The organism is Actinoplanes sp. NPDC051346 (genome assembly GCF_040682215.1).
Taxonomy (GTDB): Bacteria; Actinomycetota; Actinomycetes; order Mycobacteriales; family Micromonosporaceae; genus Actinoplanes.
In genome coordinates, this window is sequence record NZ_JBFBAJ010000001.1 from 327,971 (window position 1) to 353,273 (window position 25,303).

The 25,303-nt window shown below is 71.3% G+C and carries 23 protein-coding genes; 17 read left to right on the plus strand and 6 right to left on the minus strand.

Going from position 1 to position 25,303, the window contains the following annotated elements; genetic code table 11:
* Positions 1 to 80: 80 nt before the first annotated feature.
* A complete protein-coding gene (locus AB0M36_RS01500; RefSeq protein WP_364150692.1) occupies positions 81 to 956 on the minus strand; it encodes a CDP-alcohol phosphatidyltransferase family protein in 876 nt (291 codons plus the stop codon).
* A gap of 190 nt (positions 957 to 1,146) precedes the next feature.
* On the opposite strand from AB0M36_RS01500, the gene AB0M36_RS01505 reads away from it, so the two are divergent.
* The gene (locus AB0M36_RS01505) at positions 1,147 to 3,162 is read left to right on the plus strand and encodes a TRAP transporter fused permease subunit (protein ID WP_364152202.1); all 2,016 of its coding nucleotides are present in this window, start codon (positions 1,147 to 1,149) and stop codon (positions 3,160 to 3,162) included.
* On the plus strand, positions 3,159 to 4,151 hold the full coding sequence (locus AB0M36_RS01510; protein ID WP_364150694.1) for a TAXI family TRAP transporter solute-binding subunit: 993 nt from the start codon (positions 3,159 to 3,161) through the stop codon (positions 4,149 to 4,151). Before AB0M36_RS01505 ends, AB0M36_RS01510 begins: the two co-directional genes overlap by 4 nt.
* 37 nt (positions 4,152 to 4,188) lie before the next feature.
* Here the strand turns inward: AB0M36_RS01510 and murF are convergent, their stop codons facing one another.
* Positions 4,189 to 5,577 carry a UDP-N-acetylmuramoyl-tripeptide--D-alanyl-D-alanine ligase gene (gene murF, locus AB0M36_RS01515; RefSeq protein ID WP_364150697.1) on the minus strand — a complete coding sequence of 463 codons (1,389 nt, stop codon included), beginning with the start codon at positions 5,575 to 5,577 and terminating at the stop codon, positions 4,189 to 4,191.
* Positions 5,578 to 5,656: 79 nt separating this feature from the next.
* On the opposite strand from murF, the gene AB0M36_RS01520 reads away from it, so the two are divergent.
* From AB0M36_RS01520 to AB0M36_RS01535, 4 genes are all read left to right on the plus strand, one after another.
* A complete protein-coding gene (locus AB0M36_RS01520; protein WP_364150700.1) occupies positions 5,657 to 5,893 on the plus strand; it encodes a helix-turn-helix domain-containing protein in 237 nt (78 codons plus the stop codon).
* A gap of 28 nt (positions 5,894 to 5,921) precedes the next feature.
* Entirely contained in the window at positions 5,922 to 6,419 is a 498-nt protein-coding gene (locus tag AB0M36_RS01525) for a Clp protease N-terminal domain-containing protein (RefSeq protein ID WP_364152205.1), read from the plus strand.
* Positions 6,420 to 6,754: 335 nt separating this feature from the next.
* The gene (locus AB0M36_RS01530; RefSeq protein ID WP_364150702.1) at positions 6,755 to 7,846 is read left to right on the plus strand and encodes a serine hydrolase domain-containing protein; all 1,092 of its coding nucleotides are present in this window, start codon (positions 6,755 to 6,757) and stop codon (positions 7,844 to 7,846) included.
* A 181-nt stretch (positions 7,847 to 8,027) separates the two neighbouring features.
* A complete protein-coding gene (locus AB0M36_RS01535) occupies positions 8,028 to 8,831 on the plus strand; it encodes an SDR family oxidoreductase (RefSeq protein WP_364150705.1) in 804 nt (267 codons plus the stop codon).
* Between the two features lie 626 nt (positions 8,832 to 9,457).
* Here the strand turns inward: AB0M36_RS01535 and AB0M36_RS01540 are convergent.
* Entirely contained in the window at positions 9,458 to 10,477 is a 1,020-nt protein-coding gene (locus tag AB0M36_RS01540; protein WP_364150708.1) for an acyl-CoA desaturase, read from the minus strand.
* 153 nt (positions 10,478 to 10,630) lie between these two features.
* Here AB0M36_RS01540 and AB0M36_RS01545 point away from each other — a divergent pair, with 153 nt between their 5' ends.
* Together AB0M36_RS01545 and AB0M36_RS01550 are read left to right on the plus strand one after the other, a co-directional pair.
* A complete protein-coding gene (locus tag AB0M36_RS01545) occupies positions 10,631 to 11,917 on the plus strand; it encodes a sensor histidine kinase (RefSeq protein ID WP_364150711.1) in 1,287 nt (428 codons plus the stop codon).
* Entirely contained in the window at positions 11,869 to 12,510 is a 642-nt protein-coding gene (locus AB0M36_RS01550) for a response regulator transcription factor (protein ID WP_364150714.1), read from the plus strand. The genes AB0M36_RS01545 and AB0M36_RS01550 overlap by 49 nt, the downstream gene beginning before the upstream one ends.
* Positions 12,511 to 12,828: 318 nt before the next feature.
* Here the strand turns inward: AB0M36_RS01550 and AB0M36_RS01555 are convergent, their stop codons facing one another.
* A complete protein-coding gene (locus AB0M36_RS01555) occupies positions 12,829 to 13,896 on the minus strand; it encodes an oxidoreductase (protein ID WP_364150717.1) in 1,068 nt (355 codons plus the stop codon).
* Positions 13,897 to 13,967: 71 nt separating this feature from the next.
* Here AB0M36_RS01555 and AB0M36_RS01560 point away from each other — a divergent pair, with 71 nt between their 5' ends.
* The 7 genes from AB0M36_RS01560 (at position 13,968) to AB0M36_RS01590 (ending at position 20,802) form a co-directional block, all read left to right on the plus strand.
* Positions 13,968 to 14,549, plus strand: coding sequence for an antibiotic biosynthesis monooxygenase (locus tag AB0M36_RS01560; protein ID WP_364150720.1), 582 nt, complete (start codon positions 13,968 to 13,970; stop codon positions 14,547 to 14,549).
* 107 nt (positions 14,550 to 14,656) lie between these two features.
* Positions 14,657 to 16,489: a sensor domain-containing diguanylate cyclase gene (locus AB0M36_RS01565; protein ID WP_364150723.1), complete on the plus strand. Its 1,833-nt coding sequence runs from the start codon at positions 14,657 to 14,659 to the stop codon at positions 16,487 to 16,489.
* Between the two features lie 68 nt (positions 16,490 to 16,557).
* Positions 16,558 to 17,517, plus strand: a complete 960-nt coding sequence (ligD, locus tag AB0M36_RS01570) for a non-homologous end-joining DNA ligase (RefSeq protein ID WP_364150726.1) — start codon at positions 16,558 to 16,560, stop codon at positions 17,515 to 17,517.
* A gap of 88 nt (positions 17,518 to 17,605) precedes the next feature.
* Positions 17,606 to 18,835, plus strand: a complete 1,230-nt coding sequence (locus AB0M36_RS01575; protein ID WP_364150729.1) for a S8 family peptidase — start codon at positions 17,606 to 17,608, stop codon at positions 18,833 to 18,835.
* A 151-nt stretch (positions 18,836 to 18,986) separates the two neighbouring features.
* The gene (locus tag AB0M36_RS01580; protein WP_364150731.1) at positions 18,987 to 19,757 is read left to right on the plus strand and encodes a hypothetical protein; all 771 of its coding nucleotides are present in this window, start codon (positions 18,987 to 18,989) and stop codon (positions 19,755 to 19,757) included.
* Between the two features lie 29 nt (positions 19,758 to 19,786).
* Complete coding sequence (locus AB0M36_RS01585) at positions 19,787 to 20,311, plus strand: hypothetical protein (RefSeq protein WP_364150734.1); 525 nt, start codon at positions 19,787 to 19,789, stop codon at positions 20,309 to 20,311.
* A gap of 41 nt (positions 20,312 to 20,352) precedes the next feature.
* Positions 20,353 to 20,802, plus strand: a complete 450-nt coding sequence (locus AB0M36_RS01590) for a YdeI/OmpD-associated family protein (protein ID WP_364150737.1) — start codon at positions 20,353 to 20,355, stop codon at positions 20,800 to 20,802.
* Here AB0M36_RS01590 and AB0M36_RS01595 read toward each other — a convergent pair.
* Positions 20,799 to 21,485 (minus strand): hypothetical protein, encoded by a 687-nt coding sequence (locus tag AB0M36_RS01595; RefSeq protein ID WP_364150740.1) that lies wholly within the window; start codon positions 21,483 to 21,485, stop codon positions 20,799 to 20,801. The genes AB0M36_RS01590 and AB0M36_RS01595 overlap by 4 nt on opposite strands.
* 124 nt (positions 21,486 to 21,609) lie before the next feature.
* Between AB0M36_RS01595 and AB0M36_RS01600 the strand changes: the two genes are divergently transcribed.
* Together AB0M36_RS01600 and AB0M36_RS01605 are read left to right on the plus strand one after the other, a co-directional pair.
* On the plus strand, positions 21,610 to 22,821 hold the full coding sequence (locus AB0M36_RS01600; protein ID WP_364150743.1) for a hypothetical protein: 1,212 nt from the start codon (positions 21,610 to 21,612) through the stop codon (positions 22,819 to 22,821).
* 41 nt (positions 22,822 to 22,862) lie between these two features.
* Positions 22,863 to 23,603 carry an alpha/beta hydrolase-fold protein gene (locus tag AB0M36_RS01605; protein ID WP_364150746.1) on the plus strand — a complete coding sequence of 247 codons (741 nt, stop codon included), beginning with the start codon at positions 22,863 to 22,865 and terminating at the stop codon, positions 23,601 to 23,603.
* On the opposite strand, the gene AB0M36_RS01610 is transcribed toward AB0M36_RS01605, so the two are convergent.
* Positions 23,596 to 25,281, minus strand: coding sequence for an IPT/TIG domain-containing protein (locus AB0M36_RS01610; protein ID WP_364150748.1), 1,686 nt, complete (start codon positions 25,279 to 25,281; stop codon positions 23,596 to 23,598). The genes AB0M36_RS01605 and AB0M36_RS01610 overlap by 8 nt on opposite strands.
* Positions 25,282 to 25,303: the final 22 nt, after the last annotated feature.

Consider the following 25,303-nt stretch of genomic DNA (forward strand, 5'->3'; position numbering starts at 1 on the left):
ATTACAGTGGAGCGTCATGAACGGTGCCAATATCGACGACGAACGATGCAAGAAGAGGCAATAGCTTCGGGTGTGTCCGCCTACTGACCGGTGGTCGTCGTGAACTCGCGGGCGGGCTCCGGAGACCTGATCCAGGGCGGGGTGGACGCCGCCACGGCCGCCGACGCGTGCGCCCTCGCGAGGGCCACCGGGAACGCGCGGGTCGCCTGCCACAGCCGGAAGATCAGCCACAGTTCGAAGAACAGCAGGAGGGCGCCGGCGACCACCGACGTCTGGAGCACCCAGCCGGTCAGCGGGCCGATGATGAATACCGCCATCTCGAACTCGATGCCGCTCACCAGGTGCGTGCGGATCCGGCGGGACTGCAGCATGTGCCGCAGCCGGGCGCGAGGGCCGTGCGGCACGACTGTGGGGTCCTCGATGGCGGGCGGCGGCGCGGCACCCCGGGCCACCGCGAGCTGCTCGCGCATGTCCTGGCGGATGCGCCCCATCTGGTGGGAGTTCACGTAGCGGAACAGGTCCAGGAAGGTCACCGCGATCAAGGCCCACAGGTACGCCTTGGAGCCGGTCCTCGCGTACTGGCCGCCGAACAGGGCGACCGCGCAGAGGAAGACGCGGAGGCGGTCGAACATGAAGTCGAACCAGGCGCCGAACATCGAGCCGGTGCCGTTCAGCCGGGCGATCTTGCCGTCCATGCAGTCGACGATGAAGCTCACATGGAACAGCAGCGCGCCCCCGACCAGCCACCAGCGGCCCTGCATTCCGAAGCAGGCGGCCGCGCCGAAACCCAGGAGGGTCGCAAGGCCCGTCAGCAGGTTCGGCGTGATCCAACGGTACGGCGAAACGAGCCGGACCAACCGGGCAGCGACCGGATCGACGAGCAGCACCGTCCACCACGCGTCGCGCGTCTTGTAGGTCTGCTCGCGAATGTCCTGCAGCGATGAGCGTTGCACCATAACCCCAATCAACGCGCCGCCCCCGCGCCGGAAACTGCTTATGTCCGATTTGTGACGTGATGGGTGTGGGGGGTTATCCACAATCGCGTCATTCTCGGGTTGTCATCAGCAGCCTGCATAGTAGCGTCCTTCCATGGCCAACGGTCGATCTCCGGCCGACCGGGCGGCGCCCGCCGACCCGGTGTCCACCATGGATTCGACGACCCTCACCGACCCCTCGGGCGATCCGCCGGCGGTCCACTACGACGATGAGGAACGCCCCGCGCGCACCCTCGGCGGTCCGGTCGGCCTCGGCGTCGCGGGCGTGGCCTTCGCCGTCGCGCTCCTGGTGCTGTGGCAGGTCTTCCGCCCGCTCGCCCAGGGCAGCCAGTTCTACCTGATCGTCTTCCTGGCCGGCACGCTCCCGATCGTCTTCCTGGCCTACCGCAGCGGCCTGCCGCGCGGGCGCACCCCCGACGACCGGCCGACGGCCACCGACTGGATCCTGGCCGCCGTCACCCTCCTCGTGTGCCTCTATCCGATCTCCGGGGGCTACGACGCCTTCCTCGACCGCCAGGGCCTGCTCGACACTCCCGACGTCATCGCCGGCGCCGTCCTGCTCGTCCTGGTCATCGAGGCCTGCCGACGAACGACCGGCCTCGCGCTGCCGATCGTCTGTCTCGCTTTTCTCGCGTACGCGTACTACGGCGGCCTCCTGCCCCAGGACTGGGCCATCGCCCACTCGGGACTGGACTTCGCGCAGATCGTCGACGCGCTCTACAACTCCGGCAGTGGGTTCTACGGCACCCCGCTGGACGTCGCCGCCACCTACATCGTGCTGTTCACCATCTACGGCGCCGTTCTCGATCTCTCCGGGGCGAGCCGCTTCTTCGTCGATCTCTCCGTCGCCGCCTTCCGGAAGTCGCGGGGTGCCGCCGGACGCACCGCGGTCGCCGCGGGCTTCCTGCTCGGCACCGTCTCCGGCTCGGGCACCGCGACCGCCGTCAGCGTCGGCGCCGTGACCTGGCCGATGCTGCGCCGCGCCGGATATCCACCCGAGCAGGCCGGCGGGATGCTGGCCGCGGCCGGCGTCGGCGCGATCCTCTCCCCGCCGACGCTCGGCGCGGCCGCCTTCATCGTCGCCGAATACCTCGACGTCTCCTACCTGACCGTCCTCGGTTGGGCGACGATCCCGACGCTCCTCTACTACCTGGGCATCCTGCTCGCCGTCGAGATCGACGTGCGGCGCTTCGGGGTGCGGGCCGTGGACGCGCCGACGAGCGGGGCGCTGCGACTGCTCGGCAGGTTCGGCTATCACTTCTCTTCGCTCGTACTCATCGTGGTGCTGCTGGCTCTCGGACAGAGCGCGACGCGCGCCGTGGTCTATGCCACCGCCCTGGCCGCGGCGCTCTCCTTCCTGGACCGCCGGGCCCGGCTCACCCCGCGGCGGGCGTTCACCGCCCTGTCGACGGGCGTGCGGGGTGTGCTGCCGGTGGTCGCCGTCTGCACCGCGGCCGGCATCATCACCGCGACCACGACGAAGACCGGCCTCGGCAGCCAGCTCGCGTCGCTGCTGGTGAGCGGCGCCCGGGCGCTCACCGACAACCCGGCCGCGGTGCTCGCGCTCACGGTCGCCCTGGCCGCTGTCGCGCTCGCGCTGCTCGGCCTGGCCGTGCCGGTCACGGCGAGCTTCATCATCGGCTGGGTGATCATCGGGCCGGCCCTGCTCCAGCTCGGCGTCCCCGCACCGGCGGCCGCGATGTTCGTCTTCTACTACTCCGTGCTCTCCGAGGTCACGCCGCCGACGGCGCTGGCAGCCGTCGGCGCCAGCGCGATCACCGGCGGCCGGACCGTGCCGACGATGTGGCAGGCCCTCAAGTACGCGCTGCCGGCCTTCCTCGTGCCGGTCGCCTTCGTCCTCACCGAACCAGGGGAATACCTGCTCGCGCGCGGTCCCGTCGCGGGCATCGTCGGAGCAACCGTCGTCGCGCTGCTCGCGGTGACCGGGCTCGCCGTCGCGGCCGGCGCCTGGGTGCCGGGAATCGGCCCCGCCGGCACACCCAGCCGCGTGCTCGGCGGCCTCGCCGGCCTGCTCCTGCTCTACCTGGCTCCGACCACGATCGTGGCCGGGCTTCTGGCGCTTGCCCTGGCCGCGGGCATCGCCTTCGCGCAGCGCCGCCGTCCGGGTGGCACGGGTCGACAGAACACTGGGGAGGCAGTCACATGAGGAAGGCACTCGCACTGACCGCCGTCGGCGCGCTCGCGCTCGCCGGCTGCGGCGGGAAGCAGGACGCGGCCGAGACCGACACCGGCGGCGCCGTCACCTGCGAGGTCGACACCGACACCAGGGTCGGCATCGCCACCGGCATCGCCACCGGGGTCTACTTCGCCCTCGGCAACGCCTATGCGGAACAGATCGGGGCCGGCGGCGGCAGGCTGAAGGCCACCGCCTCCGAGACCGGCGCGTCCGTGCAGAACATTCAGCAGCTCATGGCCGGCGAGTTCGACGTGGCCTTCTCGCTCGCGGACAGCGCCGCCGACGCGGTGAACGGCACCAACAGCTTCACCGCCAAGCAGCCCGTCCGGGCCCTGTCCCGCATACACACCAACTACACGCAGGTCATCGTCCGCAAAGCCGCGGGCATCACCGACGTGGCCGCAATGCGCGGCAAGCGGATCTCGACCGGCTCGCCCAAATCCGGCACCGAGGTCATCGCCCAGCGGGTCCTGACCGCGGCCGGCCTCGACCCCGCCAAGGACGTCCAGGCCCAGCGCCTCGACCTGACGAAAACCGTCGACGCGATGAAGGACGGCGCGATCGACGCGCTGTTCTTCTCCGGTGGCCTGCCCACCCCGGGCATCACCGACCTGCTCACCACCGCCGGCGACCAGGTGCAGTTCCTCGACGTCACCCCCGTCCTGCCCGACCTGAAGAAAATCAATCCCGTGTATGAGCGGGGCACGATTCCCGCGGCAACCTACAAGACCCCCACGGACGTAGCCACCATCGTCGTGCCGAACCTGCTGCTGGTCCGCGAAAACCTCGACGCCGACGTGGCCTGCGTCCTGACCAGAACCCTGTTCGAGAAGCAGCCGCAGCTCGCCCAGGCCAATGCCGCCGCCAAGGAGATCACCCTCGACAAGGCCCGCCAGACAGACCCGGTGCCGCTGCACCGCGGAGCCGCCAAGGCCCTCAACGACCTCGGCGCCCCATGACCACGGCCCACTGGCTGCCCCGGGGCTTCGCGGACCGTCAGTGGGTGCCTAGGTCGGCGCCGGTGGCCAGGTCGGTGGCGAGGGCCATCAGGCCGACGCTGTTGGAGCCCTTGAAGAGCACCACATCGCCGGGCGCCAGGCTTTCGACCAGGGCTGCTCGCGCGGCGTCCCGGTCGGGAACGTGCCGCGTCGCCACACCGCGCTCGGCGGCGGCCCGGCCCAGCTGAGCCGCGTCCTCGTTGCCGACCGTCAGCAGCCAGTCGACGCCCACCTCGGCGGCGACCGTGCCGACTCCGACATGGTCGGCGCGGGACGTCTCACCCAGTTCGTTCATCTGGCCGAGCACGGCCACGGCCCGCCGGCCCGCCGCCAGCTTCGTCAGCGTCCGCAGCGCGGCGGTCATGGAAACCGGGCCGGCGTTGTAGGCGTCGTTGATCACCGTGATGCCGGCGGGGCTCTCCAACACCTGCATCCGCCCCTCGGACACCGGCGCGGCGGCGCTGAGCGCCTCGGCGATCAGCGCGAGGTCATCGGTGAAGTGCAGCGCCACCGCGGCCGCGGCGAGAGCGTTCGACACTAGGTGCTCGCCGACCAGACGCAGCGTCACCCTCGCCTCGCCACCCGGCGTACGCAAAGTGAACGACGCCCGCCCGGCCTCGTCGGCCTCGACCGCCTCCGCCCGCACCGTCGCCCCGGCGCTGAGACCGAACGTCACGACCTTGGCCGCCGTCCGGCCCGCCATCGCCGCCACCATCGGATCGTCGGCGTTGAGCACGGCCGTGCCCTCCGCCGCGAGTGACTCCACCAGCTCACCCTTGGCCTTGGCGATGGCCTCGCGGCTGCCGAACTCCCCGAGGTGGGCCGTGCCCACGTTGAGGACGACACCGACCTGGGGACGCACGACCGAGGTCAGATATGCGATGTCGCCGACATTGCGGGCACCCATCTCCAGCACCAGGAACCGCGACTCCGCGGTGACCCGGGACACGATCTCCGGCATGCCGCTCTCGCTGTTGCGGTTGCCGGGCGGGGCGGTCGTCGGTCCGAGCCGGGACAGCACCTGCCCGATCAGATCCTTGGTCGTCGTCTTGCCGACCGACCCGGTCACGCCGACCACGCCGAGGTTCGGCAGGCGTTCGACGATGGCGGTGGCGAGCCGGCCGTAGGCAGCCAGGGTGTCGTCCACCACGACGGCGGGCACCCCCACCGGCCGCTTCGCGATGACGACGACGGCCCCGGCCGCGACGGCCTGCTCAACGAAGTCGTGGCCGTCGACCCGCGCGCCAGGAAGAGCGACATAAAGGCCACCCGGCTCGACGGCGCGCGAATCGAAGGTGCAGAGGCCGGTCACCTGGGCCTGGGGGTCGGCATCGTGCAGGGTCCCACCGACCGCGGCGGCAATCTCAGCGAGTGTCAAAGGCAGCACGCTGGCACGTTACCGCCCCGGCGGGTGGGGCGCCGCACCCGCTCTGTCCGCCGGCGGTCATCAACTTTGGTTGACGAGGATGAGGTCATCAACTAAAGTTGACGACGTGATCGATCGAGTGGAGATTCCGGAGCCGGACGATCCCGAGGCCGCGCTGGCGGCGGTGGTGGCGCTGCGGCGCCTGGCCAACCAGCTGGAACGCGCCGCCGCCGCGCAGGCGCTGCGGGACGGGTGGACCTGGGCCCAGATCGGTCAAGCGCTGGGGGTGAGCGCCCAGGCCGCTCACAAGAAGCTGGCGCTCAAGAAGGAGACGTGAGCCAAATGAAGGGATCCATCTCGTGAAAATGCTGAATGCCCTCAAGGACGTTCGCACCATGAAGGCCCTTCTCACCCGGGCCGAGGCGGAGGCCGTCCAGAGCGGCGACGACCTTCCGGGTCCCGAGCACCTCCTGCTCTCCGCGATCGAGTTGCCCGACGGCACGGCCTCGGCGGCGTTCGGTCGCCTTGGGGTCGATCCCAATGACTTCCGGTCCGCCGTCGACCGGGCGCACCGGGACGCGCTTGGCCAGTTCGGCGTGGCGGTGAGCAGTGAGCTGCTCAGCGACCTTCCCGGCGCTGAGGCGCCGAGCGGTCCCTACCGGATGACGTCGCCGGGGCAGCAGGTCTTTCAGCGAGCCTTCGCTCTGGCCAAGGAGACCAAACCGTCGCTGCTGCGGTCCGCCCACGTCGTGGTCGCCGTTTGTGAGCAGGACCGCGGCACCGTCGCCCGGGCGTTGCAGGCTCAGGGCATTGACCGGGAACGGCTGGCCGCCGCCGCCCGCGAGGCACTCGCCGCCGGCTGACCAACGGCGGGCCGCTCTTGAGCGAGCGGCCCGCCGACCAACCGCCGCTCTTTCAGCGAGCTGGCGCTGACCAACCGTGGCCCGCCAACCAATCAGGGCCGTTTGGGCGTGAACACCGCCAACCGGTTCGGACGCCACGCGGCCGTGACGGCGTGAGGTCTGCTGACCAAGCACGGTTGCCTTCCCGTTGAGCTGGCGTTGACCAACCGCGGCCGCTCTGGCCGACAACTTTCCCGTGACCGCCTGCCGTGAGCGGTCGGACGTCTTGTGACCTCAGCCGCTCGCCGTCGGTGAGTGGTCGATCGATGCTGCCCTCTTTCAGAAGGAGTTCCGCCATGGCATCTCGGGCATACCGTTTCGCCGCCGCGCTGGGATGCGCAGCCCTGTTTGTCGCCGGTGGATGCGCGGCCGGGCGACCAGAGCCCTCGCCAGGCGTGGCGTCGGACACCAGGGAGGGGCACAGCGACGCCCTACTCGCTCGCCTTCTCCCGCGGGACGAACCCGGCTGCTCCGCCGCGGTCGGCGTCGAGGGCCGGGTCGTGTGGGCGGGCGCGCGGGGAACCGCCGACCTGGCCTCCGGCACCGCGCTGAACACCGACTCCGTCTTCGACATCGCGTCCGTGTCGAAGCAGTTCACCGCTACCGCCGTGCTCCTGCTTGCGCAGGACGGGAAGCTGGCGCTAACCGACTCCGTCGCGACTCACCTGACCGGCCTGCCGGCGTGGGCGCGCCGGGTGACCGTCGGCGACCTGATGCGCCACACCAGCGGCATCCCCGACTACACCGCGCTGCTCCTCGCCGCGGGTCACACCCTGGAGGAGCGCACCACCCAGCGGCAGGCGGTGAAGGCGATCGGCACGGCGCCGAAATCTCGGTTCGGGCCGGTCGGTGAGTTCGCCTACTCCAACTCGAACTACGTGTTGCTCGCCGAGATCGTCGAGGCCGCCTCCGGCCGGGCGCTGCCGGCGTTCCTGGCAGCGCGGGTCTTTCAGCCGCTCGACCTGCCGATGGCGATGGACCCGGCGGTGCGCGGTGGGCGTACGGCCGTCGCCTACACCACGGGCTCGTCCGGGGAGTGGGTCGCCGTCAGGTCGGGGTGGACGCAGGTCGGCGATGGTTCCGTGCAGGGAACGCCCAGCGCGCTCGTGCGGTGGGCGGACAATTACCGCACCGGAAAGGTCGGCGGCTCCGCCCTGCTGCGGGCGCAGGTCGACGGCGCCGTGCCGGCCGGTCCCGACGGGGCCCGGTACGGGGCGGGCCTCATCGTCCAATCCGACGGGACGCTCGTCCATGAGGGCGGTTGGGCCGGGTACACGACGATGTTCGGGGTCACCGCGGACCGGCGCACCGCGATCGCCGTCAGTTGCAACACCGACAGGAAGGACATCGCCGGCGTCGCAGGTGGGCTACTGGGCATCTGGGCCTGAGGGGCGCTGCTGGACATCTGGGCCTGAGGGGCGTTGCTGGGCATCTGGGCCTGAGGGGCGTTGCTGGGCATCTGGGCCTGAGGGGCGCTGCTGGACATCTGGGCCTGAGGGGCGCTGCTGGGCATCTGGGCCTGACGGGCAAGGGATATCTGGGTCGGATGGGCACCTGTATGGTGCGTCGATGGATCGCACCGCGTTGGTCACCGGAGCATCGTCGGGTATCGGCCGGGCTACGGCTGCTCAGTTGGTCGCCCGTGGTTATCGCGTATGGGGGACCAGCCGCAACCCGGAGTCTCTGTCGCCGGAGCAGCGGGCGGACGGCGTCGAATACCTGGCGCTCGATCTGACCTCCGAGGAGTCCATCGAGGCCCTGGCCGACCGGCTGGCCAGCGTCGACGTCCTGGTCAACAACGCGGGGGAGAGCCAGTCCGGCCCTTTCGAGGAACTGCCGGGCGACGCCTTGCGCCGGCTGTTCCAGGTCAACGTCCTCGGCGCTGTGCGGCTGGCCCAGCTCGCCCTGCCGGGCATGCGGGAACGTCGTTACGGCCGGGTGGTGATGGTGGGCTCGATGCTCGCGTCGTTCCCCCTGGCATACCGCTCCTCATACGTCGCGACGAAGGCGGCGCTGAAGGGCTTCAGCGACGGCGCACGCCACGAGTGCTCCCCGTTCGGGGTCTGGGTGACAACCGTCGAGCCCGGCTCGATCAACACCGGCATCAGTGAGCGACGCACCCAGTACGTGGCCGCGGACTCCCCGCATCGCCGCGACTTCGAGACGATGCTGGCCGCACTCGACCGCAATGAGCGCGGTGGGGTGTCCGCGGAACGGGTCGCCGGCGTCGTCCTCAAGGCGATCGAGGCCCCCCGTCCGAAGGCGCACTACGCCGTGGGAAGCAACGCCCCGCTCGTCTTCGCCCTGCGGCGGGTCCTCCCGTCGAACGTCGTCGAGAAGATGGTTCATCGCCGGCACGATCTGACACGTTGAGCCGGGGCCTAGGCGGTGAGCCGGGGCCCTCAAGGGGTGAGCCGGGGGACCTCAAGGGGTGAGCCGGACCTCAAGCGGTGGGCCGCGGCCCTCAAGGGTGAGCCGGGGGACCTCAAGGGGTGAGCCGGGCTCTCGAGCGGTGAGCCGGGCTCTCGAGCGGTGAGCCGGGCTCTCGAGCGGTGAGCCGGGCTCTCGAGCGGTGAGCTGGGCTCTCGAGCGGTGAGCCGGGCCCTCGAGCGGTGAGCCGGGCCCTCGAGCGGTGAGCCGGGCCCTCGAGCGGTGAGCCGAGGGCCTCAAGGGTGAGCCGAGGGCCTCAAGCGGTGAGCCGCGGGCCTCAAGCGGTGAGCCGCGGGCCCAAGCGATGAGTCGCGGGCCCAAGCGATGAGCCGCGGGCCCAAGCGATGAGCCGCGGGCCCAAGCGATGAGCCGCGCACCTCAAGTTGTCTCGCGCGGAGCGCGGGATGAGCCGCGGACCTGACGCGGTTGACCGCGGGGGTGCCCGCGCGGTTGACAGCGGGGGTGCCCGCGCGGTTGACAGCGGGGGTGCCCGCGCGGTTGACAGCGTCAGGCCCCCGCGGTTGACCGCGGGGGTGCACGCGATCAGGGCCGCGGCCGCCGCGAAAGTCTCAGGGGCGCAGGGGTGCGCCCACCTCGTGCAGGTGGCGCAGGGCGATGCCGTATGACTCGGCCAGGCCCGTCATCTCGTAGGCCACGCCGATCTCTGCGCAGTAGGCCTGCACGATCGGCTGCGCCTTGCGCAGGTTCGGCGTTGGCATCGCGGGGAACAGGTGGTGCTCGATCTGATAGTTCAGGCCACCGAGCGCCACGTCGGTGAGCGGTCCGCCGCGCACGTTGCGGGATGTCAGCACCTGCTTGCGCAGGAAGTCCTCGTCGCCGGTGGGGTGCGGCATGCCCTTGTGGTTGGGCGCGAACGTCATTCCAAGGTAGACGCCGAACAGGGCCTGGTGCACCACGAAGAACGCCAGCGCCTGGAGGGGGCTGAGCACGAGCGCGAGGGCGCACAGGTAACCGGCGAAGTGCGTCGCCAACAGGGCCGCCTCGAGGCCGCGGCGCTTGACGGTGCCCGTCCGCAAGGCCCTGACGCTGTCCTTTCTGAGGCTCAGCCCGAGCAGGGTGAGCAAGGGAAAGAAGAGCCACGCCTGGTGGCGGGTGAGCCACCGGTCGAAGCTTCCCCGCCGGGCGGCCGCGGCCTCGGGCGACCACACCAGCACCGCCGGGGCGACGTCGGGGTCGAGGTCGTCGTGGTTGGGGTTGGCGTGGTGGCGGGTGTGCTTGTCCATCCAGTAGCCGTAGCTCATGCCGATGGCGAGGTTGCCGGCGATCCTGCCGGCGCGCCCGCTGGGCCCGGCGGTGCGAAAGACCTGGCGGTGGGCGAGGTCGTGGGCCACCAGGGCCACCTGGGCGAAGGTCACCGCGAGGAAGGCGGCGACCGCCAGGGTCCACCAGGACGAACCGACCAGGAAGAACGCGGTCCAGCCGCCGATCACCATCAGGCCCACGATGCTGAGCCTCACGGCGTAGTAGCCGGGCTTGCGGTCGAGCAGGCCCGCCCGGCTGATCCGCCGGCCGAGCTCGGCGAAGTCGCTGCCGGCCGTGGTCGCCGGCCGTTCGGTCGTCGTCGTCATGGGTCCAGGCTTCCGGGGTGCGGGCTTGGAGTCAGGAGTGCAGGCCCCCGAATGATGGTGGGGACAACCCCACCACGTCAGGGGGAGTCCCCCTCCCCGAGACGGGAGCCAGCCCCAGCGCCAGCCGGCATACCGCTGACCCACAATGACCCCATGGAGACGAAGTCATGGGTACGCGACGGCATCCACGCCGTCGCCGGCGGTCTCCTTGCCATGCTCCTCTCGATCACCAACCTGCCGTTGCTGGTCCTCTGGCTGATCGCCCTCGCCCTGAGCCCGGTGGCCGGTATCGGTCTGATCGCGCTCCCGTTCATGACGGTCGTGCTGCGCGCCCGCATCGACCTGCAGCGCAGGCTCGCCGCCCGGTCCGGCGTGCAGATCCCCCGGCCTTACGCACCCCGACCCGCGAGCGCGCCCCCGGGCGGGTGGCGGCGCTACCGGTGGATTCTCACCGATCCGGCGACCTGGCGCGACATCGCCTGGCTCGTGCCGGGCGCGATCATCGGTGTCGCCCTCGGCGTCGTCTCGCTCGTCCTGGCGCTGTACGGGATCGAGGGCATCATCCTGCTGCCGTTGTGGCTCTACCTCGGCACCGATTGGTATGGCTACGGTCTTTTCTGGCCCATCGAGAGCTTCAGCGAGGGGCTGCTGGCCCTGCCGCAGGGCGTGGTGATCCTGGCGGTGGGTCTGACGGCCGCGCCCTGGCTGCGGTGGCTCGACGCCCGGTTCGCCAAGCTTCTGCTCGCCCCGACCAGGGCCGCCGAATTGCGGCTGCGGGTCGCCCACCTGACCGTCAGTCGGGCCGACACCGTCGACGCGCAGGCCGCCGAGCTGCGCCGCATCGAGCGTGACCTGCACGACGGCGCGCAGGCCCGGCTCGTGTCGCTCGGCATGACGATCGGGCTGGCCGAGCAGTTGCTCGACCGTGATCCCGAGCACGTCCGCAAGCTGCTGGCCGAGGCGCGGGAGGCCAGCGGTGCCGCCCTAGTGGAGCTGCGGCACCTCGTGCGCGGCATCCACCCTCCGGTGCTCGCCGAGCGCGGGCTCGACGGGGCCGTCCGGGCACTCGCGTTGAGCCTGCCGCTGCCGGTCGGCGTCGAGGTCGAGCTGCCGGGGCGGCCGGAGACCCCGGTCGAGTCGGCCGCCTACTTCGTGGTCGCCGAGGCGCTCACCAACGTCGTGCGGCACAGCCGCGCGCGGACGGCCTCGGTCACGATCCGGCACGACGACGGGCGGCTGGCGATGGTCGTGCGGGACGACGGCGTGGGCGGCGCGGACCCGCGGGGCGGCACCGGGCTGCGGGGGATCGCCCGCCGGCTCGCGGCCTTCGATGGCACGATGGCGCTGTCGTCCCCGCCGGGTGGGCCGACCGTCGTTTCCATGGAGCTGCCGTGCGTGTTGTCATCGCCGAGGATCTCGCCCTCCTCCGGGACGGTCTGATCCGGATTCTGGAGGCGTTCGACTTCAAGGTGGTCGAGGCGGTCGACAACGGGCCCGCGCTGCTGCCCGCGCTGGTGAAACACCGGCCGGAGGTGGCCGTCGTCGACGTCCGGCTCCCTCCGACCTACACCGACGAGGGACTGCAGGCCGCCATCGCGGCCCGCACCGAGATCCCCGGCCTGCCGATCCTCGTGCTCTCCCAGCACGTCGAGCCGCTGTACGCCCGCGAGCTGCTCAGCGGCCGTGGCGGCGGGGTCGGCTACCTGCTCAAGGACCGGGTCTCCGACGTCGCCCAGTTCGTCGACGCCGTCCGCCGGGTCGCCGACGGCGGCACAGCCCTGGACCCGGAGGTGGTGTCGCGGCTGCTGGCCCGTGGCCGGCCGGTCGCCGCGCTGACCGCCCGCGAGAGCGAGGTGCTCGCGCAGATGGCGGAGGGCCGTTCCAACGCGGCGATCGCCTCGAAGCTCTTCGTCACCGAGAAGGCCGTCAGCAAGCACATCTCCAACATCTTCACGAAGCTGGGCCTGTCGCCCTCCGACGACGACAACCGGCGGGTGCTGGCGGTGCTCGCCTACCTCGACGCAGCCGACTGACGCCGCCGGCTGAGGCACGGCGGGTTGAGGCGTGCCGGGGTGACGGCGTGCCGGGGTGACGGCGTGCCGGGGTGACGGCGTGCCGGGGTGACGGCGTGCCGGGGTGACGGCGTGCCGGGGTGCCGGCGTGCCGGGGTGCCGGCGTGCCGGGGTGCCGGCGTGCCGGGGTGCCGGGGTGACGGCGTGCCGGGCTGACGACGCGGCGGGGTGACGACGTGCCGGGCTGACGACGCGGCGGGGTGACGACGCGGCGGGCTGACGACGCGGCGGGCTGACGACGCGGCGGGCTGACGACGCGGCCGGCTGAAACCTTTCCGGCTAAGACGCCGCCGGCTGGCCGGGCATGAGGAGCCGGGCCACCCGCCCCTGTTCACCGGAGGCCCAGCACGCTCCCCCCACGCACCGGACGGCGTCGAAGCTGCCCCCATCGAACTCCGTCCAAGTGCGTCCACCATCCCGGCTCAGGTCGCTGCCGGTCGGACCCACCGCCAGCACCATCCCGCCGCGTGCCCAGGCCGCGCCCGAGCGGTATTCGCCGGGTTCCCCGCGAGCCGGCGTCCAGCTCCGCCCACCGTCGCGGGTCGTCGCCGCCGCGTCCGGCGCGGTTTCCGGCACGGCGTAGTCACCGCCGACCGCGACGCCGTGCCACGGATCGCGGAACGCCAGGCTGTAGACGCCCGCACTGGCTCCGCTGGGAATGCCGCTGTCGGTTACCTGCCAGGTGTGTCCGCCGTCGGTTGTCGAGAAGACGCGGGCGCGCTCGCCTCCGCCGGTGGCGAACCAGGCGCGCCCCGCGCCCCGCCGGTCCGCGGTCACCAGGCACGTGCCGCTCGCCGCAAAAGCGAACTCGCCGGTCAGCGCCGCGGGCATGCCTGTGTCGGCGCGCACCTGCCAGGTGCGCCCGCCGTCGTCTGTCGCCAGGATCCGGAACTTCCCGCCGACCGGGTCCGATAGGGCCAGGCCGTGGCGGCGGTCGAGGAACGTCACGCAGTCGTAGAACGCCGCGGGATCGTCGTTGCGGAAGGTTTCGGTCCAGGTGGTGCCGCCGTCTTCGGTCGCGTACAGGCGGGACTGGTCGCCCTCGCCGATGGTCAGGGCCACCGCGTGGTCCGCGTCGAACGCCTCGATGTCGCGGAACTGCAGTTCGGCCGTACCCGGTGGGTCGACGTGCTGCCAGGTGCGGGCGGCGTCGACCGTACGCAGGATGGTGCCGCCGGAGCCGGCGACCCAGGCCACCGACTCGCTGACCGGGGCCAGCCCGCGGAAGCGGGCGGTCACGCCCGTCTCGGAGAGCTGCCACGACGGTGTCGGGGCACCGGTGCTGAAGCCGCTGGTGCCGACGAGGGCGACCAGGCCGAGCGCGGCCATCGAAAGCTTTCGAATCATGCCAGCGGAATTTACTCCCCGGATGTCCCGATCGCCGCCCTCGAGGGACGCCGGGGGCCGAGGATGGGTGCATGGAGACCGTCACCGTGGCGATCACGCGGAAGGCAGATCCGTCGCGTAACGCGGAGATGCTCGCGTGGGTGCGGGCCGGCGTGACGCTGGCCGAGCACTTTCCGGGCTTCCTCGGGGTCGGCTGGGTTCGTCCGGTGCTGGGCTCGACGGACTGGCACATGCTCTACCGGTTCGCCGACGCGGAGGCGCTGCACGCGTGGGAGGAGTCGCCGCAGCGTCGGTGGTGGCTGTCGTCGGCGCAGGGCATGGTCGAGCACACGCGGGTGGAGAAGCGTACGGGCATCGAGGGCTGGTTCGACCCGCCGCGCGAGCTGTCGGTGGACGATCTGACCGAGCCGCCGGCCGCGCCACCGCGATGGAAGCAGGCCGTGACGATCTGGCTCGGGTTCTTTCCGCTGAGCCTGCTGTCGGCGGTCACGCTTCAGCCGGCGCTGGCCGGGCAGCATCTGGTCGTCCGGACCCTGGCCATGACGCTGACCCTGACCCCGCTCATGACCTACCTCGTTCTGCCGCAGGTCACGAGGTCGCTGCAATGGTGGTTGCAGGGCCGCCCGCCGCCCTGGCGGGGCCGCCGCGGCTGAGGGTGGTGCCCCAGGTGACGGGGGGAAGGATGTGACGCTGCTACCCGGCGGAAACCCTTCAGGTCGGCCGTGCCCCGCCCGATTGAGTCCCGGCGAGGAGGGATTCGATGCGGCTGCGCAACTGGATCGCCGTGGTCGTCAGCGTGCTGTTGCTGGTGGCCGTCGGCATCGTCGGCGTGCTGGTGAACCGTTCGGCGCTGCGCGCGGCGGACACGGTGCACCGTGCCGACTCGCAGGCGCTGGCCGTCAACAACGCCACCCTGGCCGGGTCGATGCAGCTGCTCTCCGCCAAGGAGCTCAGCGAGTTCGCGTCGGGTCATCCCTTCACCCTGGCGCCGGGTCAGGCCGCCGACCGCGCGATCCTCGAGGGCTACGTCAAGAAGTCGCAGCTGTTCCCGTACGGAGCGGTGCTCACTTCGCTGGACGGCGTGTTGCTCAACGCCACGCGCCGTAACCCGCTGCCCGACGCCGATGACCCCGGCTATCAGGCCATGCGGGAGCTGCTGCTGGCGGGCAAGCCCGGGTTCTCGCCGGTGATGAGCGTTACCGACGCCAAGGGCATGCCCGTCGCCGTGCAGGCCGTCGCGGTGCCGATCGCGGTCGGGGGCGCCCCCGTGGCGCTGCTCATCGGCTTCAACAAGTTCGCCGACACGATGCTGCAGGCGTACACCTCGAAGTTGAAGTCGGCGGCGCACACGGCGTTGATCGTCGACGGCGACGGCGTGGCCGGGTTCAGCAGCGACTCCACCAGGATCGGCACCCGGGTCGACCCGGCGATCGTGGCGGCGGCGCGGAGTAACGCGCCGGGTGCCGCCTTCGTGGAGTACGAGTCCGACGGCGTCGAGATGATCGCCATCCTGGTCACCGGGGACGTCCTGCCGGGCGGGTGGGCCTATGTCCGTACGCAGACGACGGCCTCCTTCGACGGCGCGGTGCACCGCCGCAGCCAGACGATCAACGTGACCCTGCTCGCCATGCTCCTGATCGGCGCGGTGGGCATCTCCATCCTCGGCTACCGCACCCAGGTGCAGCGTCGGCGTGCCGACGAGAAATTCCAGGCACTCTTCCAGCACGCTCCCGACATGGTGGCCGTGCTCGACGCCGACGGGCGGCTCTCGTACTCCAGCCCGAGCGCGGCGTCCGTGCTGCACTTCCCGCCGGGTTCGTTGCAGGGCCACAGCGTCTTCGAGCTCGTGCACCCCGAGGACCGGCCGAGCATGATGGCGGCCTTCGGCCGGTTGTTCGCCGATCGCGACAGCGTGCTGCGCCTGCAGACGCGCGTCCTCAACGCCTCCGGCACCGCCACCTGGTTCGAGTTCACCGCTTCCAACCAGATGCACAACCCGGCCCTGAACGGCATCGTCATCAACGCCCGGGACGTCTCGGAGACCCGGGCCTTCCAGGAGCGGCTCGCCCACGAGGCGCAGCACGACGCGCTCACCGGGCTGCCCAACCGCCGCCGCATGCAGGACGCCCTCGGCTCCTCGCTGCGGCGGGAGCCGGTGGCGGTGCTCTTCGTCGACCTGGACGGTTTCAAGCCGGTCAACGACGCCCACGGCCATGAGGCGGGTGACGAGCTGCTGCAACAGGTCGCCGAGCGGCTCAGCTCCTGCATTCGCGAGCAGGACGTCCTCTCCCGCGTCGGCGGCGACGAGTTCGTGGTGCTCATGCCCGGCATCATCAACCGCGAGGACGCCGAGGCGATGAGCACCCGGGTACGCCTGGCGATCGAGCGCCCGTTTCACGTCCAGGGCAACGAGCTCGTCATCGGCGCGAGCGTCGGTGTCCACGTCGCGAACGCGTCCGACGATCCCGACCAGGCGCTGCGCGCGGCGGACCACGCCATGTACGAGATCAAGCACCTCGGCGGCGGCCGCAACGCCGCGATCCCGGAGCAGCGGCACCTCCTGCACGTAGGTCGCCACCGCGCGGAAGCTTAGGGCCTGTCTGCCCGTCTCGGCGTTGCCATGACCGGCAGGACAGGCCCTGAGCGGCTACGTTGTGATCCATGGCCACGAAGCCGCCGGCGGTGGAGATCGAGGCGGGGGAGCACACGGTACGGGTCTCGAACCCCGACCGCGTCTACTTCCCCGAGCTCGGCCTGACCAAGCTCGATCTCGTCCACTACTACCTCAGCGTCGGCGATGGCATCGTCCGGGCGCTGCGGGAACGCCCGTGCATGTTGCACCGCTTTCCCGACGGGCTCGCCGGCGAGAAGGTGCATCAGAAGCGGGTGCCCCACGGCGCCCCGCCGTGGCTGCAGACCGTGCGGGTCACTTTTCCCCGCTACAACCGGCACGCCGACGAGCTGTGTGTGACCCAGCTCGGCGAGGTGATCTGGGCGGTGCAGATGTCGACCGTCGAGTTCCATCCGTGGAATTCCCGGCGGGCCGACACCGAGAAACCCGATGAGTGGCGCATCGACCTCGATCCGATGCCCGACTGCGACTACGCGACCGTGCGGCGGGTCGCGCGGGTCGCCCACGAGGTGCTTGACGAGCTCGGCATGACGGGCTATCCGAAGACCTCCGGCGGCCGGGGCCTGCACATCTATGTCCGGGTCAAGCCCGAGTACGGCTTCGGCGACGTCCGCCGGGCGGCGCTCGCCTTCGCCCGGGAGGTGGAGCGCCGCGCACCCGAGCAGGTCACGACGACCTGGTGGCGCAAGGACCGGGAGCCCGACAAGGTCTTCGTCGACTACAACCAGAACGCCCGCGACCACACCATCGCGAGCGCGTACTCGGTGCGGGGCAATCAGCGGGGCACGGTCTCCACGCCGATCCACTGGGACGAAATCGACATTGTCGAGCCCGACGACTTCACGATCGTTACGGTTCCGGCGCGGTTCGCGGAGCTCGGTGATCTGCACGCCGCGATCGACAACAAGGCCCATGACCTGCGTACTTTGCTGGAATGGGCGGAGCGCGACGAGCGTGAGGGCCTGGAGGGTCCGGCCGAGACGGACTGAAAAGTCGCTTGTCACGAAACATTTTCCGCCGTCGATGTAACTGTTATTTTCACGGAACGCAGTCAACCCGTCACATCGGGAGGCGTTCATGCAGACATCCATGCGGCGGACGCTCGCAGCAACGGCGGCCGTCGCCCTCACCACCCTCGGCGTGTCGGCGCCCGCCACCGCGGCGCCCGCCACCGCGGCGCCCGCCACCGCGGCGCCCGCCGAGAAGCCCGTCCTCGCCGCACCCGGCGCGGAGGTCGTCCCAGACAGCTACGTCGTGGTCCTCAAGGCGGACGGTTCGGCGGTTGCCGGGCAGGCGCGGACCCTCGCGAGCCGGTACGGCGGCACGGTCCGGCAGACGTACTCGCACGCCCTGCGCGGCTTCGCCGCGACGATGAGCGCCCAGCAGGCGCGGCGCATGGCCGCCGCCCCCGAGGTCGCGTACGTGCAATCCGACCTGATCCACCGGGCCAGCGACACCCAGACCAACCCGCCGTCGTACGGGCTGGACCGCATCGACCAGCGCAACCGGCCGCTGAACCAGGCGTACACCTACTCGACCGGCGCGGCGAACGTGCACGCCTACATCGTGGACACCGGCATCCGCACGACGCACCGCGACTTCGGGGGCCGGGCGACGAGCGGCTTCGACGCCGTCGACGGTGGCACGGCCGACGACTGCCACGGCCACGGCACCCATGTGGCGGGCACGGTGGGCGGGACCTCGTACGGCGTCGCCAAGAGCGTGCAACTGGTCGCTGTCCGGGTGCTCAACTGCCAGGGCAGCGGCACGACCGCCCAGGTCGTCGCGGGCATCGACTGGGTGACCGCCAATGCGCAGAAGCCCGCGGTGGCCAACATGAGCCTCGGCGGCAGTGCCGACACCGCGCTCGACAACGCGGTGAGCCGGTCGATCGCCTCCGGCGTGAGCTACTCGATCGCCGCCGGCAACGGCTTCCTCGGACTCTTCGCCCTCGACGCGTGCACCCAGTCCCCGGCCCGCGTCCCGACCGCGCTCACGGTGTCCGCCACCGACGTCAACGACCGCAAGGCGACCTGGGCCAACCGCGGCACCTGCGTCGACCTGTTCGCGCCGGGCATCAACATCACCTCGGCCTGGGCCACGAACGACACCGCCTCCAGCACGATCAGCGGCACGTCGATGGCGGCTCCGCACGTCGCCGGGGCGGCCGCCCTCTATCTGGCCACCCACCCGACCGCGACGTCGGCCGCGGTGCATTCGGCGGTCGTGAGCGCGGCGACGACCGGCGTGGTCACGAGCCCCGGCTCCGGCTCGCCCAACCGGCTGCTCTACACCGGCGGCTTCTGACGCTTCTCGGCGGCGGGCGGCGGTTACCCCGGAAGGAGTACCCGCCGCTCGCCGTGCATTTCGCGTACGCCCAGGTCAGCTGGGGTTTTGCGGCGGTGGGGCCGCTCCGCGGAGGGTGGCCGCCGTTCGGGTGCGGTGTCAGCATGTGTCAATGCGCTCCGGCCACCGTGACACCCCGAACGAGTTGCCGTCCTGGTTCGAACCGACCGGAGGGATCCCGCTGCCGCGGCGCCCGCAGCTGCCGGACCGCCCGCAGCAGCGTCGCGTCTCCGAATGGGCCTCCGCCGGATGCGACGGGATCGCCGGGGATGTCGCCCGGGGTGCGCTGTGGCGGTTCACCGAGGCCGTCGCGGACGTGCTGCACCCCGGCATCGGGATCGCCGTGGCGGCGGCGCAGCGGGTCACGAAGTGGGGCCCTCGGGTGTTGGGGCTCAACGACGGGCGCGGCGCCGACGTGAAGATCGGCCTGGTCGGTTCGGAGAACCTCGGCCTCTGGGCGCTCTTTCGGACCCGGCTGGGACAGTCCGACCTCGGACCGCGCCCGCCCTGGTGCCTCGACCTTCCGGTCGGCCCACTCGGGACCGAGGGCGTCCGCCGGGACGCGTCGATCATCTCCGGCGTCGAGGACGCCAAGCCGGCGGAGGTGGCACCGCTGCTGCTGGTGCCACCCGCGCCCCGGTCGGTCGCCCGGCTGCTGATCCGCGCCGACGTGCGGAGCCGGGCCGGGGTGGTGGCCGTCGACGCGGGCGACGGCAGCTGGCAGCGTCGCATGTTCTTCACCGTCGTCCATCCGGCCGGCCGGGCGGGCAACCACCGTGACCGCTACCGGGTGGTGTGCCCGGTGTGTGCCCGCCGCCGCCTGGCCCAGTTCCGCGGCTTCGACGTCTGCTCCGACTGCGGATGGCTCGACGCCCGTACGTGACGGTTGCGTGGGGTGGTGAAGATAGAAGGATGTCCTCGTCCTTTGTCGGTATCCTCCTGCTGCCGGACGCCTCCTTCTTCGGCACCACCTCCACCGTCACGACCGACGACGGGGTGCCCGTCGCCACCATCAAGCGTGCGGCGTGGAGCGCGCGCCAGCGCTTCGAGATCCTGGACGCGACCGGCTCCACCCTGCTGGCCGCCGGCGCGCAGGCCGGTTTCTGGGGCAACAGGTACGAGCTGATGGGCCCGCAGTCGCAGTTCCTGCTGTCGCTGAAGTTCAGCGGCTGGACCGGCCCGACCGGCGCCGGCGTGGTGTCGCTGCCGGACGGGCGGACGCTGGCCACCAAGGGGAAGTGGACGGCGCGGGAATTCACCCTGGCCGACGAGGCCGGCACGCCGGTCGCCGAACTGCGCAGCCGCGGCGGGCTGCTGGCCGCGAAACAGAGCCTTGTCTTCGACCTGCGCGCGCCGGTGCTGTCCATCGTTCAGGCGATCGGCCTCGCCCAGAGCATCCGCGCCGCCGTGGAGTCGGCGGCCTCGAGCGCGGCGTGACTTCCTGGACCCTCACGGTGATCCGTGATTGTCTCGACGGCATGAGATTCCGCGCGGAATTGCAGGCCACGGGCGGTGCCACGACCGGCTTCCAGGTAGCCGACGACGTCGTCACCGCCCTCGGCGGAGGCGGTCGCCCCAAGGTGGTGGTGTCGGTCAACGGTCACCGGTGGCGCGGCTCCATCGCCCGCATGGGCGGCAGCTTCTGGCTCGGCGTCAGCGCGCAACGGCGGGCCGAGGCCGGGATCGCCGCGGGCGAGGTCCTCGACGTCGAGGTGGAGTTGGACACGGCGGTCCGTGAGGTGGACGTCCCGGCCGACCTGGCCGCCGCCCTCGAGGCGTCGCCCGAGGCGAAGGCCTTCTGGGCCGGCCTGTCCTACACCAACCAGAACTGGCACGTCCTCCAGGTCACCGGCGCGAAGACGGCGCAGACCCGGGAACGCCGGATCGCCAGATCGGTCGAGATGCTGGCCGGGGGACGGGCGCGCTAGCCCACCCGGCTCAGCGTCGTGCCGACCAGCTTCTGCCAGTCCGCGGCGAACTGCGGGTTGGCGCTCGCGTCGGAGCGGCCCAGCCGGTAGATCGCGTACTGGTCGAGAAGCACGACATTTGCCCTGGTCAGAGCGACGACGGCGACGTCGGCGGTGGCCGGGTGCGCCTTGTCGTACTGCTTGTGGCGGGTGGTCACGAAGCCGCCCCAGTTCCCCTGCTCCAACGGCGAGGTGGTGGCGGTCTCGGTGTAGGCGGGCTCCTGGCGGTCCCCGGTCTTGGCGGGCTTCTGCACGTTCCGCGGGCAGGCGTCGGCCACCGCGCGCAGCGTGGCGAGCGCGGTGGAGGCGGAGATGATGTCGTCATAGACCAGGGCGTACTGGGTCAGGCTCTGCACGCCCTTCGTGCCCTCGTCGGACAGCGGCGCGGAGACGACGGCCGGCTTGCCCGGGATGATGGCCGGATCGGTGTCGCCGCCGCAGATGCTCACCAGCGCCGTGGGCGCCGCCGACTCGGTGGGCGCCTTCCACGTCGGGCCGACGTCGGGGCCCTGGAGCAGGGCCTTCTGCATGATGGAGACGGTGAGGTCGCCGCGGTCCGGCTCGGGGTCGTCCGAGCATCCGGCGAGCCCCACGACGGCGAGGACCGCGACCACACCACGAAACATCCGGCCGAGCACAAGCATCCGGCCATGATGGCAGACATGGAGCGGCGAGTGGTCATGATCGCCGCGTGGCGTGCGGGATCTCGTTCACGGATGTTCCACGATATTGAACATCGTCGAAATCTTTGCATGTTCTGATGCCGGAATGACGCGTGTGCGAGCCGCCCTGGCGATGCTCATCCTGGTGTCCCTGCTGCCCGGCACGCCGGCCCTGGCCACCACGCCGGCCGCGGCTGCCATGCCCCGGTGCGCCTGGCCCCAGGAGGTGGGCGCGCAGGCCGCGAACGTCGCGTTGCCGGACAGCAACGCCCGCTACTGGGTGATGCCGTTCAAGGTGTACGCGGACCGGCAGATCACGGTCACCGGCGCCTTCCCCGACACCCGGTACGCCTCGTTCGCCGTCTACGACGGGTTCAAGGGCACCTTCACCAGCAACGGCGTCTCGTCGGCCCGGGCCGACCACGAGATCACCCCGGATCCGGGCAGCGTCAACCCGTGGCAGGAGCCGGCCGTGGCGGGTGGGGCGTACACGTTGCACCTGCGGATGGTGGTCGCCCCGGACCAGGTGAACGCCCTGCCGCTGGCTCCCGCCGGCACGGTCGCCGGCGCGCTCGGGTTCCTCGTCTACCGCATCTACCTGCCCACCGGTGGCACCTCGTCGCCGGTGGTGCTGCCCACCCTGACGGTCACCGACGGTGGGCGGACGCGAACGCTGCCGCCCTGTCAGCGTACGGTCGACGTCAGCTCCCCGGACGGCCCGGTCGCGCCGCCGCGGTCGGCGCCGGACCTGGCCTTCGCCCGCACCACCGGCAACGACGAGCTGTTCCCCAATCCGGACAGCGGCTACCTCAGCACCTGGGTGACGCCGCCGGACGCGGAGACCGTGGTCGTGGTGCGGGGCCGGGCGGCGTCGAGCCCCGATCAGCCGCACCCGCACCCGTGGCCGCAGCGCGGCGACGACATGCGTTACTGGTCGCTCTGCACGAACCTGCGCTTTCCCCGCTTCCCCGTCGTGGTCAACCATCTGCCGAACGGGGAGACCGATCCGGGTTGCCGCCACGACGACGTGGCCGCGGTGGACCTCGGCGGGGACTACACCTTTGTCATCGGTACGGAAGCACAGCGCCCCCGCATCGAGGCCGTCCGCGGCGTGACCTTCGTGCCGTTCTCGCTGGACGAGCCGGGCGCCCGGCACCTGGCGCTGTTGCGCAACATGATGCCGGCGCCGGGCTTCCGCCGGTCCGTGCTGGACGTGCCGCCGGACGGGCGACCCAGCACGGCCGCCGCGGTGATGGGCGACTACTACCCACGGGCACATCTCTGCCCGCTGTCCATCCTCGACACCTGCGCGTTCTGACTCGTCCAGCGATCAGGCGCCGGGCGCTTTACCGTGTACGGGTGCGTCACTACTCGGTCGAGCTCGCACCACCGACCGGCGGACGGTCCGGGACCGTCGCCGTCTACGGGCACTGGGGCCGGCCCGTGCTCGCTTTTCCCACCGAGGGCGGCGATGCCTGGGAGTTCTCCCGCACCGGCATGATCGGCGCCGTCGAACACCTGATCAACGCCGGCCGGGTCAAGCTGTACTGCGTCGACTCCTTCGACGCCGAGACCTGGTCGGCGCAGCATCTGCCGCTGGAGGAACGGGCCTGGCGGCACGCCGCCTACGAGGAATGGGTGTACGAGGCGGTCGTGCCCCACATCCGGGCCGACACCGGGCCCCACGACATCGTGACGGCGGGGTGCTCGCTCGGCGCCTTCCACGCCCTGAACTTCGCCTTCAAGCGGGCCGATCTCTTCCCGCTGGCTCTGTGCTTCTCCGGCAATTACGACCCTGGTACGTGGCGGGGCTGGGGTGAACGTGGAGACGCGGTCTACTTCAACAGTCCCGTGGACTACGTCGCCCGCCTTCAACCGGATCATCTGGACTGGTTGCGGGAACGGCTGTCGCTGTTGCTCGTCTGCGGCCAGGGCCAGTGGGAGGACACCACCGGCGCGCTGGAGTCGACGCGGCGGATGGGCGCGCTGCTCACCAGCAAGGGCATCCGGCACGAGCTGGACCTCTGGGGCCCGGACGTGCCACACGACTGGCCGTCGTGGCGCGACCAGTTCGCCCATCACCTGCCCCGCTTCAGCTAGTGGCGCCGGGCGGGTTGGCGAAGTAGAACGGGCTGCCGACGCTGGTGCCGCCCGGCGTGGTGACCGTGAGGGTGGCGGGGCCCTCGGGGCCGGGCAGGATCATCGCCCTGAGCTCCGTGTCCGACAGCCGGAAGAAGAAGGCGCGGGAGTCGCCGACCTGGACGCTGGACGCGTTGGTGAATCCCATGCCGGTGATGGTCACCGGGACCGCCCTCGTCGTCGATCCGAAGCGCGTGCTCAGAGAGGTGATCACCGGTGCCGTGCCGTACCTGAGCTGCCCCGTGCGGGTGCTGGTGCCGTACGGATTGGTGACGGTGACCTCGTAGACGCCGGCCGCCTTGGCCGGAGCGACGAAGGTGAGCGACCAGGAGGTCACCGACCGCGCCGCGACGCTCGTGGTGCCGACCTTGACAGCGGTGACGCCGGTCAGATCGCTGCCACTGAGGGTGATCGTCGTGCCGCCGAGGACGGCCGAACTGGTGGGGCTGAGGGCGGTGACCGCCGGGGGCGGGGGCACGTAGGTGAACCTGGTGGCCGTGCCCGCGACGCTGGCGCCGGCCGCACTGGCCACCGCCACGTCGACGACACCGCCCGTTTCGGCCTTGGCCCAGGTGGGAAGGCGCGGGGCGACGGCGACCAGCGTCGTGACACCCGCGGTTACCCGCTTCTCGAAGGTTGCTGTGAACGCGCCGAAACGCACCGAGGTGGCGGCGTCGAGTCCGGCGCCGCTGATGGTGACGGGGGTGCCGGCGGGTCCCCGGGCCACCGACAGGGAGGTCACGGTCGGTGTCGCCGGGCCCGGTGTCGCCGGGGTGGTGATGCCGGTGACGACGTGCGCGCTGCTCGCCTGGTTGGTGATGAACGACCACGCCAGCTTGGCGTCGCCGCCGTTGCCCCAGTCGCGACCCCACGAGTTGCGGATGATGACGCCCTTGGCGTCGTAGCCGTACGCCGTGATCATGTGGTGGCCGACGACGCTCTCGGTATTCGGGGTGTAGAGGGAGTGCCGGCCCAGGTAGTCGAAGTCTCGGCGGACCGGGATGCCGAGGGTGACCGGCGAGCCGGCCGCGAGGGCTTCCTTGATCGACGTCTGCGCGGCGACGCCCTGGCCCGTGCCACTGAAGAGCGTCCGGTAGCCACTCACCCGGTACTTCTTGGCGTTCTCGATCTGCGCCGCGGTCGGGGCGATCTTCCAGTTCGTGGTGCCCTGCCGGTAGTTCGCCTGGGTGTCGATGCCGGCCGTCTGGAGGTTGGCCAGCACGACCTCCGGCCGCAGACCGGTGGTGGGGGCGCCGCCCTTGGCCACGTTGCGGAGGTAGAGGAAGAGCGGTGCGAAGGGCGCGCCGCTGCCACCCGTACGGTTCGCGTAATAGCCCATGATGCTGTAGCCGATGGACCAGGCGACGCACGAGCCCACCTGGCCCTGGGAGCCGGGTGCGGGCGCGTACTTCCGCAAGTCGACGCTCGCCGGAAGCGCCTCGAATGCCTGCGCCCCGCCGAGGACCTGGGCCGGTATCCGGGTGGGGCTGACCAGGAGGCCGCCGACGGCGTGCGAAACCGGGCCTCCACGCGACGCTGCGGAGGCGGGGGTGACCGTGATCGTGGCAGGGGCGGCGGCCAGCACGGCGGCAGCCACCACCAACCAGCCGCGATACAGCGCACGGGCCTTCGAGCGCATTCCGGGGGTCCTTCCGCAGGGC